20 protein-coding genes and 1 other RNA gene are annotated in these 17,492 nt (G+C 50.1%); 9 read left to right on the top strand and 12 right to left on the bottom strand.

Going from position 1 to position 17,492, the window contains the following annotated elements:
• From ccoN to D6024_RS13005, 6 genes are all read left to right on the top strand, one after another.
• Positions 1-2,193 (top strand): cytochrome-c oxidase, cbb3-type subunit I, encoded by a 2,193-nt coding sequence (gene ccoN / locus D6024_RS13030; RefSeq protein ID WP_121355064.1) that lies wholly within the window; start codon positions 1-3, stop codon positions 2,191-2,193.
• Positions 2,194-2,294: 101 nt separating this feature from the next.
• Positions 2,295-2,504, top strand: coding sequence for a cbb3-type cytochrome c oxidase subunit 3 (locus tag D6024_RS13025; protein WP_121355063.1), 210 nt, complete (start codon positions 2,295-2,297; stop codon positions 2,502-2,504).
• Between the two features lie 4 nt (positions 2,505-2,508).
• Entirely contained in the window at positions 2,509-3,405 is an 897-nt protein-coding gene (locus D6024_RS13020; RefSeq protein WP_205573277.1) for a cbb3-type cytochrome c oxidase N-terminal domain-containing protein, read from the top strand.
• Positions 3,406-3,425: 20 nt separating this feature from the next.
• The gene (ccoG, locus tag D6024_RS13015) at positions 3,426-4,862 is read left to right on the top strand and encodes a cytochrome c oxidase accessory protein CcoG (RefSeq protein ID WP_240410026.1); all 1,437 of its coding nucleotides are present in this window, start codon (positions 3,426-3,428) and stop codon (positions 4,860-4,862) included.
• Positions 4,863-4,967: 105 nt separating this feature from the next.
• Positions 4,968-5,405, top strand: a complete 438-nt coding sequence (locus tag D6024_RS13010) for a FixH family protein (protein WP_121355062.1) — start codon at positions 4,968-4,970, stop codon at positions 5,403-5,405.
• Positions 5,406-5,411: 6 nt separating this feature from the next.
• Positions 5,412-6,122 carry a sulfite exporter TauE/SafE family protein gene (locus D6024_RS13005; RefSeq protein ID WP_121355061.1) on the top strand — a complete coding sequence of 237 codons (711 nt, stop codon included), beginning with the start codon at positions 5,412-5,414 and terminating at the stop codon, positions 6,120-6,122.
• A gap of 14 nt (positions 6,123-6,136) precedes the next feature.
• Here the strand turns inward: D6024_RS13005 and D6024_RS13000 are convergent, their stop codons facing one another.
• Positions 6,137-6,655, bottom strand: coding sequence for a thioredoxin family protein (locus D6024_RS13000; RefSeq protein ID WP_121355060.1), 519 nt, complete (start codon positions 6,653-6,655; stop codon positions 6,137-6,139).
• Positions 6,656-6,715: 60 nt separating this feature from the next.
• On the opposite strand from D6024_RS13000, the gene D6024_RS12995 reads away from it, so the two are divergent.
• On the top strand, positions 6,716-7,126 hold the full coding sequence (locus D6024_RS12995) for a YciI family protein (RefSeq protein WP_121355059.1): 411 nt from the start codon (positions 6,716-6,718) through the stop codon (positions 7,124-7,126).
• A 139-nt stretch (positions 7,127-7,265) separates the two neighbouring features.
• Here the strand turns inward: D6024_RS12995 and D6024_RS12990 are convergent, their stop codons facing one another.
• From D6024_RS12990 to D6024_RS12960, 7 genes are all read right to left on the bottom strand, one after another.
• A complete protein-coding gene (locus D6024_RS12990) occupies positions 7,266-7,754 on the bottom strand; it encodes a CAP domain-containing protein (RefSeq protein WP_121355058.1) in 489 nt (162 codons plus the stop codon).
• 91 nt (positions 7,755-7,845) lie between these two features.
• Complete coding sequence (pyrF, locus tag D6024_RS12985) at positions 7,846-8,712, bottom strand: orotidine-5'-phosphate decarboxylase (RefSeq protein WP_121355057.1); 867 nt, start codon at positions 8,710-8,712, stop codon at positions 7,846-7,848.
• Entirely contained in the window at positions 8,709-9,992 is a 1,284-nt protein-coding gene (gene kynU / locus D6024_RS12980) for a kynureninase (protein WP_121355363.1), read from the bottom strand. Before kynU ends, pyrF begins: the two co-directional genes overlap by 4 nt.
• 10 nt (positions 9,993-10,002) lie before the next feature.
• On the bottom strand, positions 10,003-10,788 hold the full coding sequence (locus D6024_RS12975; protein ID WP_121355056.1) for an SDR family oxidoreductase: 786 nt from the start codon (positions 10,786-10,788) through the stop codon (positions 10,003-10,005).
• 49 nt (positions 10,789-10,837) lie between these two features.
• Positions 10,838-11,473 carry an FMN-binding negative transcriptional regulator gene (locus tag D6024_RS12970; RefSeq protein ID WP_121355055.1) on the bottom strand — a complete coding sequence of 212 codons (636 nt, stop codon included), beginning with the start codon at positions 11,471-11,473 and terminating at the stop codon, positions 10,838-10,840.
• Positions 11,474-11,481: 8 nt separating this feature from the next.
• Positions 11,482-12,198, bottom strand: a complete 717-nt coding sequence (locus D6024_RS12965) for a hypothetical protein (protein WP_121355054.1) — start codon at positions 12,196-12,198, stop codon at positions 11,482-11,484.
• 30 nt (positions 12,199-12,228) lie between these two features.
• Positions 12,229-13,323, bottom strand: a complete 1,095-nt coding sequence (locus tag D6024_RS12960; RefSeq protein WP_121355053.1) for an Mrp/NBP35 family ATP-binding protein — start codon at positions 13,321-13,323, stop codon at positions 12,229-12,231.
• A gap of 88 nt (positions 13,324-13,411) precedes the next feature.
• Here D6024_RS12960 and D6024_RS12955 point away from each other — a divergent pair, with 88 nt between their 5' ends.
• Both D6024_RS12955 and D6024_RS12950 read left to right on the top strand, forming a co-directional pair.
• Positions 13,412-14,056, top strand: a complete 645-nt coding sequence (locus D6024_RS12955; RefSeq protein WP_121355052.1) for a carboxypeptidase-like regulatory domain-containing protein — start codon at positions 13,412-13,414, stop codon at positions 14,054-14,056.
• A 265-nt stretch (positions 14,057-14,321) separates the two neighbouring features.
• Positions 14,322-14,744 carry a hypothetical protein gene (locus D6024_RS12950; protein WP_121355051.1) on the top strand — a complete coding sequence of 141 codons (423 nt, stop codon included), beginning with the start codon at positions 14,322-14,324 and terminating at the stop codon, positions 14,742-14,744.
• Positions 14,745-14,825: 81 nt separating this feature from the next.
• Here the strand turns inward: D6024_RS12950 and fsa are convergent, their stop codons facing one another.
• The 4 genes from fsa to D6024_RS12930 form a co-directional block, all read right to left on the bottom strand.
• A complete protein-coding gene (fsa, locus tag D6024_RS12945; RefSeq protein WP_121355050.1) occupies positions 14,826-15,476 on the bottom strand; it encodes a fructose-6-phosphate aldolase in 651 nt (216 codons plus the stop codon).
• 34 nt (positions 15,477-15,510) lie between these two features.
• Positions 15,511-15,870: a four helix bundle protein gene (locus D6024_RS12940; protein WP_121355049.1), complete on the bottom strand. Its 360-nt coding sequence runs from the start codon at positions 15,868-15,870 to the stop codon at positions 15,511-15,513.
• 53 nt (positions 15,871-15,923) lie between these two features.
• Positions 15,924-16,023, bottom strand: an RNA gene (gene ffs / locus D6024_RS12935) — signal recognition particle sRNA small type.
• Positions 16,024-16,132: 109 nt separating this feature from the next.
• Positions 16,133-17,404, bottom strand: a complete 1,272-nt coding sequence (locus tag D6024_RS12930; protein WP_121355048.1) for a type IX secretion system plug protein — start codon at positions 17,402-17,404, stop codon at positions 16,133-16,135.
• Between the last annotated feature and the right edge of the window lie 88 nt (positions 17,405-17,492).

The raw sequence follows: 17,492 nt of genomic DNA, 5'->3' as shown, positions 1-17,492 counted from the left end.
ATGCTGCAACAAACATCGCTCGACCCCAAGGTTGTACACGCCAAAGCAAGGGCCGGCAACCTGGAAACATTTTACTACGACAATGCCATTGTGCGCAACTTTGCCTTTGCCACCATTATTTGGGGCGTGGTGGGTATGCTGGCCGGCTTGTGGGTTGCCCTACAGCTGGTTTTTCCAACGGTGCTGAACCTCGGCCCCTGGCTCAACTTTGGACGCCTGCGTCCGTTGCATACCAATGCAGTCATCTTTGCCTTTGTGGGCAACGGGATTTTCATGGGTTACTATTACTCGCTGCAACGCCTGCTGAAAACAAGGATGTACAGCGATAAACTGAGCAAAATCCATTTCTGGGGCTGGCAGGCCATCATTGTTGCTGCAGCCATCACCTTGCCGCTTGGCTTTACGTCGGGTAAAGAGTACGCGGAACTGGAATGGCCGATCGATATTGCCATTACCGTAATCTGGGTAGTGTTTGGCTGGAACATGTTTGCCACCATCCTGAAGCGCCGTGAAAGACACCTGTACGTTGCCGTATGGTTTTACATAGCGACGTTTATTACGGTGGCCGTTTTGCACGTGGTCAACTCCATCGAGCTGCCGGTCGGCTTTTTCAAAAGCTATCCCGTGTACGCCGGTGTGCAGGATGCCCTGGTGCAGTGGTGGTATGGTCACAACGCGGTGGCCTTCTTTCTCACGACTCCCTATCTGGGCTTGATGTATTACTTCCTGCCGAAAGCGGCCAACCGTCCGGTTTACTCGTACAAGCTTTCCATTATCCACTTCTGGGCGCTGATCTTTATTTATATCTGGGCCGGTCCGCACCACTTGCTCTACTCCGCCCTTCCCAACTGGGCACAGTCGCTGGGCATTGTATTTTCCTTTACCCTCATCTTTCCGAGCTGGGGCGGTATGATCAACGGTTTGCTGACACTTCGCGGCGCCTGGGACAAAGTGCGTGAAGATGTCGTACTGAAGTTCATGGTGGTGGCCGTTACCGCCTATGGTATGGCAACATTTGAAGGCCCCATGCTTTCGTTGAAAAGCATCAATGCCATCTCCCACTTTACCGACTGGACCATTGCCCACGTACACGTTGGCGGTTTGGGCTGGAACGGCATGCTGACCTTTGGTATCCTTTACTGGCTGATCCCGAAAATCTTCCGCACCCCGCTTTATTCCAAAAAGCTGGCGAGTGTTCACTTCTGGATTGCAACCCTGGGTATCCTGTTTTATGCCATTCCCATGTACGTGGCCGGTTTCATGCAGTCGAGCATGTGGAAAGAGTTTACGCCAAGCGGCCAGTTGAAATATTCCTTCCTCGAAACGGTGACTTTCATGAAGCCTTTCTACGCCGTTCGTGGCTTTGGTGGAACGCTGTTCGTCGTAGGCGCCATCATCATGATGTATAACCTGTTTAAAACGGTGGCGCAGGGCAAGATTGTGGCCAACGAGGCGGCTGAAGCTCCCGCACTGGAAAAAGAATATGTCAAACACCAGGGCGAACACTGGCACCGCTGGATTGAAAGAAGGCCGACACCCCTGCTGGTAATGACCCTGATCGTGATCCTGATCGGTGGTGCGGTGGAAATGATCCCGACGTTTATGGTAAAGTCCAATATTCCGACTATTGCCAGCGTAAAGCCGTATACACCGTTGGAACTGCAGGGACGTGATATCTACGTGCGGGAAGGTTGCTACACCTGTCACTCGCAGATGATCCGCCCCTTCCGCAGCGAAACGGAACGTTATGGCGAATATGCCAAGGCCGGCGAATTTGTGTACGATCATCCCTTCCAGTGGGGTTCCAAAAGAACCGGTCCGGACTTGAGTCGCGAAGGTGCCGGTAACAACAAAAAATCCGACACCTGGCACTTCAACCATATGGACGATCCGCAATCGATTTCGACGGGTTCGGTGATGCCCTCCTATTCATTCCTGATCGACAACAAGCTGGATACATCTACCACGGCTGCCAAGATCATTGCGATGCAAAAGCTTGGGGTGCCCTACGAAAAAGGGTATGAATTGGTTGCGAACCAGGATCTGCAAAAGCAAGCCGCAGAAATCGCTGCCAGCCTGAAAAAAGACAATATCCAGGTGAAGCCGGATAAGGAGATCCTGGCCATCATTGCTTACCTGCAACGCCTGGGAACTGATATCGGTAAAAACAAACAAACAGCGCAAAACAATTAAGTCAAACGTGAAACGTCAAACGTCAAACAAACGTGATCCCCGGAAGTGTGTTTTCCTCAGCCCCACGTCTCACGTTTGACGTTTCGCCAACTATAACCGCCATGCTCAAATACATCAAAAACTACGCAGACTCCATCAAGGGCATCGATGTGTACCCGATCATCTCCCTGTTCATTTTCGTGCTGTTCTTCATTGCTGTCATCTATTACGTTCGGAAAATGGACAAGCGCCGTGTAGAAGAAATGAAAAACATGCCACTAGACCTGGATGCCGAAACCACTCTTCCTCTTCACACCGTAAAACAAGCCTGATTGTATGAGAACAAACACAAAACGTATTTTCTGTTTCCTGGGGGTGTTGGGTGCCCACGTGGCCGCACTGGCACAGGAGAAAACCGTTTCAAACCCGCTGGTAGATGACAGTTTCAACGGAACAGCCTGGGGCCTGGGCATCCTTCTTCTCTTTGGCTTTCTCGGCCTCGTGTTCGTGATGCGCAAGTTTGGCAGCCTGGGCACGGAAGAAAAACCTGCGACGTCCTTCCGGCAGTGGTGGTCCAACCTCGACGCAAGGCTGTTCACCAAAGCCATCCCGTTAGAAAAAGAAGCGGACCACTTGCTGGACCACGATTACGACGGCATCCGCGAACTGGACAACTCGTTGCCGCCCTGGTGGAAGTATGGCTTCTATGTCACCATTGGTGTAGCGATATTTTACTTGTTTCGCTTCCACGTGTGGAACACCGGTCCGACACCGGAGCAGGAATACCAGAAAGAAATGGCCGTGGCCGCAAAGCAGATCGAAGAATACCGCAAGAAAGCTGGTGATATTGTGGATGAGAAAACGGTTACGATGGCCGATGCGAAAGGAATTGCCGAAGGACAAAAGATTTTTCAAAGCAACTGTTTCGCCTGCCACGGCGCAAAAGGCGAAGGTGGTGTTGGTCCCAACCTCACCGACAGTTACTGGCTGCACGGCGGCACCATCAACGACGTGTTTAAAACCATTAAATACGGTGTTCCTGACAAGGGAATGCAGGCCTGGGAAAAAACCTATTCCCCTTCGCAAATCAAAGCCCTTGCCAGTTATATCAAAAGTTTAGCCGGCACCAACCCGCCCAACGCAAAAGCCCCGCAGGGTGATCCGTTCGACGAAAAGAATAATGGTCCAAAAGCGGCTCCCAAAGACTCAACAACGAACGTCGCAAAACGATAAAAACGAAAACGAAACACTCGATGGAAACAAAAACCGGGACATATCAAAGCGTGACGACAAAGAAGGCCGTGATCATGGATCAATCGTTCCGGGACTCTGTTGCCACTATCAATGCGGAGGGCAAGCGCAATTTTCTTTTTCCCAAAAAGCCAAAGGGTAAATTGTACAACCTGCGTACGGCCATCTCGCTGGTATACCTGGCTGTCTTTTTTACCCTTCCCTTTATAAAAGTGGACGATGAGCCATTGTTTCTTTTCAATGTACTGGAAGGAAAGTTTATCCTCTTTGGCCAGATCTTCTGGCCGCAGGACTTTTTCATTTTCGCGGTCGGTTTGCTCGCCTTCATGGTCTTTATCGTGGTGTTTACCGTGGTCTTTGGCCGTGTGTTTTGCGGGTGGGTTTGTCCGCAGACCATTTTCATGGAAATGGTCTTCCGTAAAATCGAATACTGGATCGACGGCGATGCACAGCAACAAAAGCGCCTGAAAGCAATGCCCTGGAATGCATTCAAGATCCGCAAGAGGGCAACAAAGATTGCTGTGTTTTATGCGATCGCTTTCCTGATCGCCAATTTCTTTCTTTCCTACGTCATTGGCATAGACAACGTCCTGAAAATGGTAAAAGACGGCATTGGTGCTCACCCGGTGACGTTTTCCACGTTGATTGGCTTTGCGACCGTTTTCTTCTTTGTGTACTACTGGTTTCGCGAACAGGCCTGCCTGGTGGTTTGTCCCTACGGACGGCTGCAAGGCGTTTTGCTGGATAAGAAATCAATGGTTGTGGCGTACGACTATGTGCGTGGAGAGCCGAGGGGAAAACTGAAAAAAGCGCAGATCGATCTGTCCCAGGGTGATTGCATCGACTGCCTGGCTTGCGTTCGTGTTTGTCCTACCGGCATTGATATCCGCAATGGCACGCAGCTCGAGTGCGTCAACTGCACGGCCTGCATTGATGCCTGCGACGACATCATGACGAAGATTAACAAGCCTCTGGGCCTGATCCGCATCGACAGCGAGGAGAATATCCAGCATGCCAAAAAGAACCGTTTCAACTGGCGGGTTGCGGCCTATTCGTCTGTCCTGGTGCTGCTGGTCGGTTTCCTGGCCTTCCTGGTCATAAGCCGGAAAGATGTAGATGCAACGGTGCTTCGCACTCCCGGCCAGATCTTCCAGACTCAGCCCGATGGCCGCATTTCAAATTTGTACAGCATCAAGCTGGCGAACAAAACAAGAAAGGACATCCCCATCCGGCTCGAGCTGGAAGACATCGATGGCGAAATTACCGTCATTGGTAATGCCCTTGTTGTGCCCAAAGAAAGCCACTTCCAATCGCCATTTTTTGTGAAGATTCATCCAGCTAAAATTGAACGCCGCAAGACCAAAATCAGGATCGCCGTGTACCAGGGCAAGAGGCGGCTCGAAACAAGCGAAACGACATTTTTGGGACCGGGAGGTTGAGCGTAGATATTGGATATTGGGATATTGGTTATTTAGATATTGTGATATCGAAAAGAGAAAACGAGGCTGTAAAAACATCAGACATTAAACATCAAACAGTACACCATGCGTATCAGTTGGGGATATAAAATTTTTATCGCGTATTCGCTCTTTGCTGCGGGCATTCTTTTTCTGGCCTACAAAGCCAGCCGGCAAAATTTCGACCTGGTGACGGAAAATTATTACGATGCCGAATTAAAATACCAGGATGTGATCGACCAGAAAAGCAACGTGGCGGTTTTGTCGGAGGCACCAAGAGTTTCACATACGTTGAAGACCGTTAGTCTACAATTGCCGGCGGAGTTTGCGAACAAATCTGTACGGGGGGAAATGTACCTGTACCGTCCATCTGATGCCGGTAAGGACATCCGGAAGAACTTTTCCACGCAGGATGGTTTTTACCAGTTGGATCTTGGTAAAGACCTCTCCGGCGCTTACGAGTTGAAACTTTCCTGGGAAGCTGGCGGCAAGCGATTTTATCATGAAAAACGGCTCTTTTTTTAAACTGTCATGAGTCCTTCCGAGATCATACCGCTTGCATTTGTCATGGGTGTCGTGGGCAGCCTGCACTGCCTGGGCATGTGCGGTCCGATTGCGATGGCCCTGCCGATGGGAAACCGCACCACGGCCGGACGGTTGTATGGCGGAATTCTTTACAACTTCGGACGGGTGCTGACCTACACCTGGATCGGACTGGTGTTGGGTCTGACGGGAGGCTTCCTCACTACGCCTGGCGTGCAAAGCAGTATTTCCATTTTTTTTGGCGCGGCAATCCTGCTTTACCTGCTGCTTCCATCCGGGCTGAAAACGACGGTGGGAAAAAAGACCCCGGGCTTTCTTCTCGCACTTCGGCGGCAGTTGGGCAAGCTGCTTTCTACGCAGACCAACAGTTCTTATTTCGGCATTGGTTTGCTCAATGGCCTTCTCCCCTGTGGCATGATCTACCTGGCGCTGGCATCCTCGTTTCTTGCCGGAGGTATATTGAAAGGTGGTTTGTTCATGCTCTCGTTTGGTGCCGGAACATTTCCCGCCATGCTGGCCGCGGTCTTTTTTGGAAGTTTTATCAACCAGCAGGTGCGGCTGAAACTTCGCAAAGCAGTGCCTGTTTTTCTCGCCTGCATGGCGGCGTTGCTGGTGTTGCGGGGATTAAATCTTGGCATACCGTATCTCAGTCCTTCCCTGCCACAGGATACGGCGGCGGTGGAAACCACCTGTCATTAAATGCTATTAATGACTTATTCATTTTGCCGAAACCGCTTTCGGATCGCTTCCACTTCCTCTTCACGAAGGGTTGCTGTTTTCTTCAGGACATTCATGAAATAAGCCACTTCTTCTTCGCTGGCGGGACATCCCGAATTTTTTCCCGGTTTGTATTGCGAATCGAAAAGCACGGTCCCGTTTTTATCCAAAACAAACCAATAGGGAATGCCCTGGCCTGATGCGCCGTGTTGTGTCAAAAATTCAAGCGCACCGGGGTTTTCCAGGTATTTTTTCCCCGGCGATTCATAAACTGTCAGGTGAGCAATCACATAATTGCGGTCAATGGCTTCTTTTATTGTTCGGTCAGCCAGCGATGAATCCATTTTGCGGCACCAGCCGCACCAGGAGGCATGAAAAATCAACAAGACGTTTTTCTGTTCAACCGACGCTTTTGCCAGTGCCGGTTTTAATACGTCGGTTGCGGCTGGCTTATTTTCCTGCGAAAAAACCGGCAACATGCTCGTCAGCAGCAGTAGCAATGCAAGAATCTTCATACAGCGAATTGCTTAAAATTAAACGAAAGCTTGCCTATTTTGGCTATTCAAAAACGGGTTATGAAAAAGCTCTTCCTCCTGCCACTGTCTTGTCTTGTTGCTTTCCTGCTCGGTGCCAAAACTCCATCGGGCAAGACAATGCCTGTTGCCATTGCCGACACGCCACGCATGAAACAATACTGGCTGGTTTTTTTGCTGAAAGGAGCCAACCGTTCGCAAGACAGCCTGACTGCAGAAATGATCCAGGAAGGACACATGGCCAACATCCGTCGCCTGGCCAGGGAAGGTTCGTTGATCATGGCCGGGCCCATGGGATACGACAAAGACCTTCGCGGCATTTTTATTTTGGATGCAATTGATTCTGCATCTGCCGCTTCACTCATCAACACCGACCCGGCTGTCAAAAGCGGACGACTGCGTTTTGAAATCCATCCCTGGTGGACACAAACGGGAACCTATATTTTCAAGTAAACGACTTCTGTACCGGGATTAATCGGTCGAGTAGGAAAAGTGGGAATTATCTGGGTGAGTTTCTAGAGGTTGGAATGTTGCACCGCAAACTATTTATCCTAAAAATCCCATCCATCCCACGAATCCCGGTTCAGAGAATTTATTTCGTCGCAAACACCTGCGTCCAGTAATCGCCAACCCTTGCGACCGCCATTTCCTTAAACGCCTTGTTCATGATGTTTTTGCAATGTCCCGGGCTCTGTATCCATCCCCTGACCACTTCCTTTTCGCTGCGATAGCCAAAAGCAATGTTTTCGCCATAGGTGCGCCAGTGATAGCCCGTGTTATCGATGCGGTCGCCGGCCCTGCTGCCATCCTGTGCCGCATGTGCAAAGTAATTGTTACCGGCCATGTCGCTGCTATGCACCAGGGCCGCCTGTTCCAGTTGGCTGTTCCAATTTAAGGCAGGCGCTGCCGGGTACCAGGCGTCGCCGCAGCGGCAACCTTTTTTACGGGTTTCATTGATCAACTGTAGCAGGAGTGTTTTATTGATGGGTGCAGGATCTTTACCGGGAAGAACGGGATCTTTTACCGGGGAAAGTGAATGAAGTGAAAGAAAAAGAGGAAGCAAAACAGCTAAGGGTGCCATAACCTGTTTTTTACCGTTAAAACTCCGCTTTCCCCGTTTTATTGCGGCCTGGCCGTTAAAGAAGTTTGAAGAAACGCAACGAAGAAGACGGTCAGTTTCCCAGATATGTCTTCATCTCGCCGGCGTATTGCCTGGCCACATCCGTGGCTGCTTCAGCAAAATCGTCGCCACCGGACGCATAGATGATGGCACGACTGGCATTCACCAAAATGCCGCAGTCGCTAGTCATGGCCTTTTCTGAAATATCCTTCAGGCTTCCCCCCTGTGCTCCCACGCCGGGCACGAGGTAAAAATGATTGGGCGTGAGCCGGCGGATATTGGTAAACTCTTCCGAGCGGGTGGCTCCCACAACAAACATCAGGTTGCCCTCGTTGCCCCAGGTTGCCGCTGTCTGCATCACCCGTTCGTATAAAAATTCGGTTTGATGGGAAGAAGGATCCGGAGACGACCCGCCGGTTTGTTTCCCTGCATTTTCCTGTGGCCAAAGCCGGCGAAGCTCGAAATCCTTTGCACCGGGATTTGAGGTTAGGCCCAGCAGGATGGTCCATTTGTCGCTGAACTCCAGGAATGGTTTTACGCTGTCTTCTCCCATGTACGGCGCAACGGTGACAGCATCGAAGTGCAGGGTTTCGAAAAAAGCCCTGGCGTATTGCGACGAGGTATTGCCGATGTCGCCGCGCTTGGCATCCGCGATGGTAAAATGGTTGCGTGGGATATAGTTTACCGTTTCTTCCATCACCTCCCAGCCTTTCACGCCATGGGCTTCATAAAAAGCCGTGTTGATCTTGTAGCCAACGCAAAAGTCTTTTGTTGCATCGATGATGGCCTTGTTAAAAGCCAGCATGCCGGCTGTCGACCGGTCGAATTGCTGGGGGAGTTTTGCGGGATCGGTATCGAGACCGACAAGTAAATACGAGCCTTTCTGGTAAATCTGCTGAACGAGTTCCTGCCTTGTCATGCCGCAAATGTAACGATGGCTTTTTTTACGATCTGTCCAAACTGCCACACTTCTTCGAACGTGTTGTACAAACCAACAGGAGCCACACGGATCACGTCCGGTTCCCGCCAATCGGCAAACACCCCTTCTGCTGAAAGCTGCGCAAAAACCTCGCGGCCATTCTTCACGGCCAGTGAAACCTGGCAGCCTTTTTCGGACCTGTTGCGCGGCGTGAAAATCCGCACGGAATTCGGCGGCATGTCCCGGATTATGTCGTCCAGCACAAACCACAGGTAGTCGTTCAGCCGGTTGTTCTTGGCAACGACATTTTCAAAACCGGCTTCTTCAAAAATGGACAGCGCTGCCCTGTGTGCGGCATAGAGCAAGGGCGACGGCGTGCTCAGTTGCCAGCCTTCCGCAGAAGCTTCGGGGTCGAAGTCCTTTTCCATCAGGAACTGCGTTGCTTTTTTATTTCCCCACCAGCCGGCAAAGCGGTTCAGTGACGAATCCGTGTGATAGCGTTCGTGTATGAAGGCGCCGCCAATTCCGCCGGGACCGGAATTCAAATATTTGTAACTGCACCAGCAGGCAAAATCGGCGTCCCAGTTGTGCAATTGCAGGGGAACGTTGCCGACGGCATGTGCCAAATCGAAACCGGCTTTGGCACCGGCAGCATGCGCTGCTTTGGTAATACTCTCCATATCGAACACCTGCCCCGTGTAGTAATTGACTCCTCCCCAGAAAACAAGCGCCAATTCTTCTTTATGCCGGTCGATGGCCGCCAGGATATCCTCGTGGCGGATCAATGAATCTCCCTCCCGTGGCTGCACTTCCACAATGACATCGGCTGGATTCAGGCCGCGTTGCCTGACGTGGGTGGCTAGCATGTACTGGTCGCTGGGAAAAGCCTTTGCCTCACAAAGAATTTTCGTTCGCCGGCCGGTGGGCTGGTAAAAGCTCACCAGCATTAAATGAAGATTGACGGTTAGTTGGTTCATGGCTACGACTTCGTGCGACTGCGCACCGACCATCGTTGATAAAGAGGGTGTGAGTTGCCGGTGAAATTCCAGCCAGGGTTTTTCGCCCATGAAAAACCCCTCCACACCGAAGCGGCTCCACTGATCCAGCACCTCGCGGATAGCGCCGGCCGTTTGTTTGGGCTGCAGCCCCAGCGAATTCCCGAGGAAATAAATGGCGTCCCTGTCTTTGTGCCGCGGAATGATGAATTGTGAGCGAAACTGCCGGAGCGGGTCTTCCTTATCCAGTTGCCGGGCAAAGGCCTGGTTGTTTTGAAAATCCATGTTGTACAAATTAAATGGAGCCGGTTCGTCCCCCGTCAACGGGGATGCTGGTACCGTTGACATACGCAGCCGCAGGTGTTGCCAGGAAAGCCGCCACGGCAGCTACTTCTGCTGCTTCGCCAAATCGTTGGGCCGGCACTTCCGCCATCATCTTTTTTTCCACGATTTCTTTCGGCACGTCTTCTTTTTCGGCAATGCTGCCGATCAGCGAATCGAGCCGCCCCGTTCGTGTAAAACCGGGAAGGACGTTATTGACCGTAATCCCGTATTGACCGAGTTCGTTGGCCATCGTCTTCGCCCAGGAAGCCACAGCGCCGCGGATGGTGTTGGAGACGCCGAGGTCTTTAAGCGGTATTTTAACCGAGGTGGAAATGATATTGATAATGCGGCCATACCCTTCGTTTTTCATGCCTTCCATCACCGCCCGTGTAAGGATATGGTTGGTGATAAGGTGCTGCTGGAAGGCTGTCAAAAATTGCTCTTCCGTTGCTTCAATGATGGGTCCTGCTTTGGGGCCGCCGGAGTTATTGACCAAAATGTGCACAGGTCCCTGTGCAATGATGGACCGGATCAATTCCCTTGTCGTCGGTTCATCGTTAAAGTCAATCGCATGGTAACTGTGGATCTGGCGGATCGATGTATCCAACTGTGAAGCGGCAATTCGTAAATTTTCTTCGTTCCGTGCCAGCAGGATGCAGTTGGCACCCATCAGGGCCAGTTCTTCGGCAATGGCATAGCCAATTCCCTGGCTGCTTCCGCAAATGACTGCATTCCGTCCGTCGAGTGATAGGTTCATCTTTCCATTCAATTTTATAAGGTGAAAAATCCGTTGACAGCCGTAGGTCTTAGGTCGAAAACAATGTAGCCGCTCGTTTTTGCATTTCTGCTGCCACAGCCTGCGCCTCTGCGTCCTGTTTATTTAAATGCCCAATGATGTTGTGGTAGCTTTCCGCATCGCGGTTCTGGCTTAGCTTGAAAACAGTGTCCAGTTCCTGCACATTCACTTCAAAGGCAACGATGGCCTTTTGCAGGCGGCTGCGGTAGTCGACCGGTAAATTGTCGTACACCGTTGCCGAATCAGGATTATTCTTTTCAAAATGGAGGCTTGTTTTTTTCAACATGTCAACAAGCGCTTCCTCGTCGAGAAACGAAAGATTGCCTCTGGCATGCACCGACATATAGTTCCAGGTAGATGCCTGGTGCGGATTGCTGTACCAGGTGGCGCTGACATAGGTGTGAGGGCCGGTGAATACGCAAAGTACCTGCGGATTGGCAACTATGGCCCTGTGGTGATCCGAGTTTCGCATCATGTGACCCGTTAGGTAAAGCCTGCCTTCCCGCTCGTCGATGAAAACAGGGATTTGCGTAGCCACGGGCTTTCCGTCTTCATCGCAGCCGGCAATCAATGCAAACGGGTGTTTTTGGATAAACTCCAAAACGACAGTTTTGTCGCTTTCTTTAAAATAGGGAAGATTGTACATAGGCTTGTTTACTTCGTGGCGTTTTGTTCGTCCTGCATGAAGAGAAGCAGTTTGCGCAGGTCTTCTTCGCTGGAAAAATCAACCGTATTTTCTTTCAGATATTGCTGAAGCTTTGGCTGCTTTTTGCCAAAAATATCCTGTATGTTTTTCTTGTTCGCCGGCTTGAAATGATTGAACTGGTCACCGATGTAAAAAAGGTTGTAGGAAGAAAGTGTGACGACTTCTTTTGCCACCAGGTCGTTAAAGACGTTGGCCGAACTGATCCTGTCGTAGGCATCAATGGAAGCACTGGACACTTCGCCAAATCCGCCGACCTTTTGTTTGTTGGTAAACGAAAAGTATTTTTTGTTTGCCAGTTTCAGCCCGTTGTAATTGGCCAGCAGTTTCAAATAACCTTTGTCGTAATAAAACACGTCTTTGTTGATTACGATCGACTGGATATTTCCTTCATCGGCAATGCCCAATGTGTCGCCTTTTTGATCGATAAATTGCATGTCGCCAAAAAGCGCATTGTAATTGAGTTTGGCCGTTGAAAATTTATCGCCTTTTAGATAAACCTTGCCTTCCGTAAAGTCCGGGTAGGAATAAATCTCCTCTTTGGGGATCACCTCCAGAAACTTTTCACCCGGGTTGATCTTGTAGATTTTACGCTGCGAAAAACCAGCAAGGCACAGGAAGCAAAAACCAACGATGCAGGCTGTTGTGCGAAGTAAAGCAGTTGTCATTGTAGAAATTTTGTAAAGTGAATATACACTTTACTCTTCAATCACTTCCGCCACCTCTTCGCCTTTCATATGCGCATTGCGCATGGAAACGCTGCGTGCCACGATGCCTGCAAATTCCGCGAATGCACTTTTGGTGATCTCGTCGTCGCTCATCATGATGGGTATACCGATGTCGCCGCCTTCGCGAATTCCCTGCACCAACGGGATCTGGCCCAGGAAGGGCAAATCATATTCTTCCGCCAGGCGCTTGCCGCCTTCTTTTCCGAAAATATAATATTTGTTGTCGGGCAGTTCCTGCGGCGTGAAATAGCTCATGTTTTCAACCAGGCCAATAATGGGTACGTTCAGTTGCGCCTGGCTGAACATGGCGATGCCCTTCTTGGCATCGGCAAGGGCAACATCCTGCGGTGTTGTTACAACGACTACTCCGGTCACGGGTGCGGTCTGCATCAGCGTCAGGTGAATGTCGCCGGTTCCGGGCGGCATGTCAATCACGAGGTAATCCAGTTCGCCCCAGTTCACGTCGGTGATGAACTGGCGGATAGCGCTGCTGGCCATCGGACCGCGCCAGACAACGGCATTTTTTTCATCGACCAGCAGCCCGATGCTCAGGAGCTTGAGTCCGTAACGGTCCAGCGGAACGATCATGGCTTTGTCGTTAATATTGGTCATCATGGGCCGTTCACCGCGAACGCCAAACATGATGGGCACACTGGGGCCGTAAATGTCCGCATCCAGCAAACCCACCTGTGCACCGCCCTGGGCCAGGGCCAGGGCGAGGTTGGCCGATACCGTGCTTTTGCCGACGCCGCCCTTGCCGCTTACCACGGCAATGATGTTTTTTACACCGGGCAGGACGTTGCTTTTATCGGCACGGATGGTGGTCGTGCTGGAATCAAACTTGACATTGACGACAGTATTGCTGTAGCTATTTTTTATGGCCTTGATACAGTCGTTTTTGATCAATTCTTTCAGGGGACAGGCGGGTGTTGTCAGCACAACGGTAAAGGAAATATAATTGCCTTCGATTTCGATATCGCGAATCATATTCAGGGTGACGAGGTCTTTTTTCAGGTCCGGCTCCTGCACTGTGCTTAACGCATTTAGTATATCTTGTTGTGTCATTTGTGGCTTTTGTTAACGAAAGCGCAAAGTTAACCCAAAGGAAGTTCCGCCGGAAGGACATTCCACACAGCAGACTATTTTTGAAGAGATGAAAAAAGCGCTACCCCTTTTCTTTATACTGAGTTTTTTGCTGCACAAGCAGGCCAGTGCCCAGTTTGAAACAGTAAAAGATTCGGTTGTCCAGCTTTATGGTATTGTGATGACAGCCGACAGCCTGGTTGGCATTCCCGCTGTCAGTGTATCCATCCGCGGAACAAACCGCGGTACCATCACCAACAACCAGGGCGTTTTTTCCATTGTTGCATTGAAGGGCGATGTCGTGGAGTTTACCCACGTCAGCTTCAAGCCCAAGACGGTGACGATTCCCCGCAACATCGAAGGCAACCAATACAATATTGTGCAACTGATGGTGGAGGATACGTTTTACCTCCCGGCCACAATCATCCGTCCCAAGCCATCTGCCGAGCAATTTGCCCGCGATTTTGCCAGCACCAAAGTACCCGACGACGACATTGAAATTGCCCGCAGAAACAACGATGCAGCCAAGCGGCGGATATTGATGGAAAACACACCGATGGACGGTGGCGGTGCCGTGGCCATGCAGTTCCGCAACATAGCCAATAAAGCCACTTACCGGGGACAGATGCCGCCGATGAACATTTTTAACCCGGCCGCCTGGTCGGAGTTTATCAAGGCCTGGAAGCGCGGCGATTTCAAAAACAAGAGCCAGTAGGACAAGGTAATTAGCAATCAGCTCTTAGTTTTCAGCAGCCAGCAGCAGCGGGAATATGTTTTGCCCGGCACGACAGGCAGTCACGTGCAAAATATCCGAATATCCAATATCTAATTCTCTCTATACAATTTCCATCAGAAAAACTGCCTATCCGATTATCGCTTCAATAACACAGGGTTTATTTTGCAGAGCAAATTTCTGTTAAACAACAGAACCTTATCATTGGCCCAAAATTGGTTGCCACAATTTTGCACAAACGGGCCTGATGAAAAAAATCGTCTTCATCTTTTGTTTATTCACAGCAGCAAAATGGTCTTCGGCGCAAAAGATCGAAAGCATTTACTTTAATCTCTATACCGATAGCCTCAAAAAAGGGTATTTTAATTACATCAATGTCGACGGCAAAACTGCCGACGGCAAATGGCTGCCGCTGACAACAACGGATGTGATGTTTTCCGCAAACAACGATTCCTGTCTCCGTTTCCAGAATAACGACCTTTTTATCGACAGCGCCTATGCCAGGGAAACAGTTACGGTAAAAGCCGTATTGAAGAACAATCCCGCGGTCTGGAAAGAAGTGACGATCTACATACGGAAAAGGGGTTTCGATGAACCCCTGAAAACCAACCGGGAAATTTTGGACGAGATGAGCCGCCAGCCGGCGAGGAAGAAGAACAAAGAGCAATAAGCAATCAGCAAAAAGAGGTTGATATTTTTACCATCCTTCCCGTTGCCGATTGCTTCTTCCCTTTTTGGCTATTGACAACGACTACATTTTTTTCGCGTCTTCCAGAAACTTCGCCAGGCCGATATCGGTTAACGGATGTTTCAGCAAGCCGAGGATCGATTCGAGCGGGCAGGTGCACACATCGGCGCCCAGTTCTGCGGCCCTGACTATGTGGTTGGAATTGCGGATCGAAGCGGCGAGGATTTCTGTTTTGAAGCCCTGTACAGCAAAAATATTGGCGATCTGTGCAATCAGGTCCATCCCGTCCCAGCCGGTATCATCGATGCGGCCGATGAACGGAGATACATAGGCAGCGCCAGCCTTTGCTGCCAGGATAGCCTGGCCGGCAGAAAAGACCAGGGTGCAGTTGGTGCGGATGCCGTTGTCGGTAAACCATTTGATGGCTTTCACGCCGTCTTTGATCATTGGCACCTTTACCACGATATTCGGGTGAATGGCGGCCAGCTTTTTCCCTTCTTCAATGATGGTATTGAAATCGGTTGTCAGTACTTCGGCGCTGATGTCGCCGTTTACCATTTCGCAGATGGTTTTATAGTGCTGGTTGATGGCCTCTTCGCCGCGGATGCCCTCTTTGGCCATCAGCGAAGGATTGGTGGTTACACCATCGAGTATTCCGAGTTCGTTAGCTTCTTTGATCTGCGCAAGGTTCGCCGTATCAATAAAAAATTTCATTGTCGATTGAATATTTAAGATTGAAAATTGAAGATTATTGATCTTCTTCCTTTTCCAGCTTGATTCTGGTGGCCGCTAAAATACGTGTTAATTCGTCTGCTTCTGTTCGCAGGCGTTCTGTTTTTTCGGATGGGACTAAGTTTAAATCATTTATTGCCTCCAACCAAAACAGCGACTCATCTATTTCTTCAAAAGCAATACTGATTTTTGCTTTGAACGCTTTTTTTGATTGCCCCTTGCAGGCGGCGCGGTAGTTGGCTGCGGCAGAAAAACCTGAACGCAAAAGCTGGTCTTGGATAATCCGGGAAATCTTTTTGGGTGGAAGGGCCTCGCAGAGTGGAACAAGGCGGTAAGCGAAGGGTTTAAATCGTTTTTGCAGATCTTCTGAAGTCATCAGCTTGAAGTTTTATACCTATTAAATATAAAATCTTCAATCCTTAAATAAAAAAGTGGCAGGCTACTTACATCGCACCGCTACAACCGCCTACCCTTGCTACCTTCCGGTCCTGGGGGAGTTCAGCAGGAGCTGGCCGTATAAGACCTGCCGGTGCAAATATAGGAGTCTTTGTTTTATGTTTTTAGTTTACAGTTCTTAAGGTGAAAAAATTTTCCAAATAGTCACCTCTCTCCTGCGAAAGACTCAAAACGATGAACGTTTACCGCTGGAAAACCGAATTCAGGCTGGCAAAGCCAATGCACTCGTCGGCGCGGGCACCAAAAGGACGATAATAAACAAGAACGGTGTAGTTGTTCTCGGTGCTCCAGATATTTCCTTCTGTCTGGCTGAAATCCACCATACCCCCGTTCATGGGTTTGGATGCATAGAGGTAATTGTAATAGCCCTGTTTAAGAAACAACGTTTTTTCATAGACGCCCTTTTCCGGGTTGAAGTGCATCAGCCCTGTTGTGTCGGAAGCCCAGTTGGTCATCTCGCCGAAAATGTAGACATCACTTCCTTCGATCGGCCGCTTGTTCGGCGGAACGAACGTAAAATGCGTGAAAGCGTAGTCGCCCTGCCAGAATGGGTTGATGCTTTCGTATGATTCGATAGTGAAACTGCCGTCGAGGTCGCGGTAAAAAATATAGGGCTGGCCGTTGCGGCTTCCTTCTGTTTTTACATAGACGTTCACGGAATCGCTCCGGTTGTCGAGCACCTCCATGCGATCGCTGCGAAGGCGGAGGCTGCGCATGTCGAGCCAGCGAAACTCCCGTGCGGCTTCCATACCGGTGATGGCTTCATCGCTGTATTCAAAATATTTTCCCCGCCAGATGGTGGGCCGGTCCATAAATAGTGAGGTCTGCCAGTTTTGATTTTGCAGCACCACCACTTTCATATCCGATGGACTGAGAACGTTGATGCGCGGATCGGTTTGAATAGCCAACTGCAGCTTCTGCCCTGTTCGAAATAAGGTGGCGTTAAACGGCTGCTGCACCTGGGCGGAGATTTGCGCCAGGTTGTTTACCACCACGAACCGTTTGGTAAAAGCAAGCTGCGTGGTGTCGTTGTTCAGGTACACTTTCAGCAAATAATTCCCGGCGCGGCTTGGGCTGCTGTTGCGGTCGGGTAGCGTAGCCTGGTAGTGCACATAGTGCGTCGTGGCCAGCGACGAATTGCGGTACGTTGTAATCCGGGTAGATTGGAAACCGCGTGTATACTCAAAGCTTGTCAGCATGCTGGGCGACCAGTCCGCATTGCACAACTGAAATGAATAATAATAATTGCTGACACGGGTGTTGAGCTCATCGAATTCCAGTTGCAGTTGGTCGCCACTGTTCAACTGCAGTACCGGGAAGGAGGTCTGGTCGCCTGCCCGGAAAAGTTTAATGGATTTAACGTTGGGATCAAATACCTGGGTTTGGGCACTGCTTTGCAAAGCAAAAAGCGTGAAGAGGAAAAAGGTAAAACACAGCGTGATTTTCCGGGTCATGTTTAAAAATAATGGATTTCGGCGCACAGCCCTATTTTTGATAAACAGATGACGAAGAAAACAGGCAAAAGGTTTTCTTTAAGACTGG

Origin of the sequence: Flavisolibacter nicotianae, from assembly GCF_003628535.1 — a bacterium.
In the GTDB taxonomy this organism is placed as follows: Bacteria; Bacteroidota; Bacteroidia; order Chitinophagales; family Chitinophagaceae; genus Flavisolibacter; species Flavisolibacter nicotianae.
This window is presented reverse-complemented; position numbering and strand designations above follow the sequence as displayed.

Excerpts from the sequence above, each read along its gene's own strand:
- ccoN (WP_121355064.1), top strand. The coding sequence starts at position 1 with ATGCTGCAACAAACATCGCTCGACCCCAAGGTTGTACACGCCAAAGCA.
- D6024_RS13025 (WP_121355063.1), top strand. The coding sequence starts at position 2,295 with ATGCTCAAATACATCAAAAACTACGCAGACTCCATCAAGGGCATCGAT.
- D6024_RS13020 (WP_205573277.1), top strand. The coding sequence starts at position 2,509 with ATGAGAACAAACACAAAACGTATTTTCTGTTTCCTGGGGGTGTTGGGT.
- ccoG (WP_240410026.1), top strand. The coding sequence starts at position 3,426 with ATGGAAACAAAAACCGGGACATATCAAAGCGTGACGACAAAGAAGGCC.
- D6024_RS13010 (WP_121355062.1), top strand. The coding sequence starts at position 4,968 with ATGCGTATCAGTTGGGGATATAAAATTTTTATCGCGTATTCGCTCTTT.
- D6024_RS13005 (WP_121355061.1), top strand. The coding sequence starts at position 5,412 with ATGAGTCCTTCCGAGATCATACCGCTTGCATTTGTCATGGGTGTCGTG.
- D6024_RS13000 (WP_121355060.1), bottom strand. The coding sequence starts at position 6,655 with ATGAAGATTCTTGCATTGCTACTGCTGCTGACGAGCATGTTGCCGGTT.
- D6024_RS12995 (WP_121355059.1), top strand. The coding sequence starts at position 6,716 with ATGAAAAAGCTCTTCCTCCTGCCACTGTCTTGTCTTGTTGCTTTCCTG.
- D6024_RS12990 (WP_121355058.1), bottom strand. The coding sequence starts at position 7,754 with ATGGCACCCTTAGCTGTTTTGCTTCCTCTTTTTCTTTCACTTCATTCA.
- pyrF (WP_121355057.1), bottom strand. The coding sequence starts at position 8,712 with ATGACAAGGCAGGAACTCGTTCAGCAGATTTACCAGAAAGGCTCGTAT.
- kynU (WP_121355363.1), bottom strand. The coding sequence starts at position 9,992 with ATGGATTTTCAAAACAACCAGGCCTTTGCCCGGCAACTGGATAAGGAA.
- D6024_RS12975 (WP_121355056.1), bottom strand. The coding sequence starts at position 10,788 with ATGAACCTATCACTCGACGGACGGAATGCAGTCATTTGCGGAAGCAGC.
- D6024_RS12970 (WP_121355055.1), bottom strand. The coding sequence starts at position 11,473 with ATGTACAATCTTCCCTATTTTAAAGAAAGCGACAAAACTGTCGTTTTG.
- D6024_RS12965 (WP_121355054.1), bottom strand. The coding sequence starts at position 12,198 with ATGACAACTGCTTTACTTCGCACAACAGCCTGCATCGTTGGTTTTTGC.
- D6024_RS12960 (WP_121355053.1), bottom strand. The coding sequence starts at position 13,323 with ATGACACAACAAGATATACTAAATGCGTTAAGCACAGTGCAGGAGCCG.
- D6024_RS12955 (WP_121355052.1), top strand. The coding sequence starts at position 13,412 with ATGAAAAAAGCGCTACCCCTTTTCTTTATACTGAGTTTTTTGCTGCAC.
- D6024_RS12950 (WP_121355051.1), top strand. The coding sequence starts at position 14,322 with ATGAAAAAAATCGTCTTCATCTTTTGTTTATTCACAGCAGCAAAATGG.
- fsa (WP_121355050.1), bottom strand. The coding sequence starts at position 15,476 with ATGAAATTTTTTATTGATACGGCGAACCTTGCGCAGATCAAAGAAGCT.
- D6024_RS12940 (WP_121355049.1), bottom strand. The coding sequence starts at position 15,870 with ATGACTTCAGAAGATCTGCAAAAACGATTTAAACCCTTCGCTTACCGC.
- D6024_RS12930 (WP_121355048.1), bottom strand. The coding sequence starts at position 17,404 with ATGACCCGGAAAATCACGCTGTGTTTTACCTTTTTCCTCTTCACGCTT.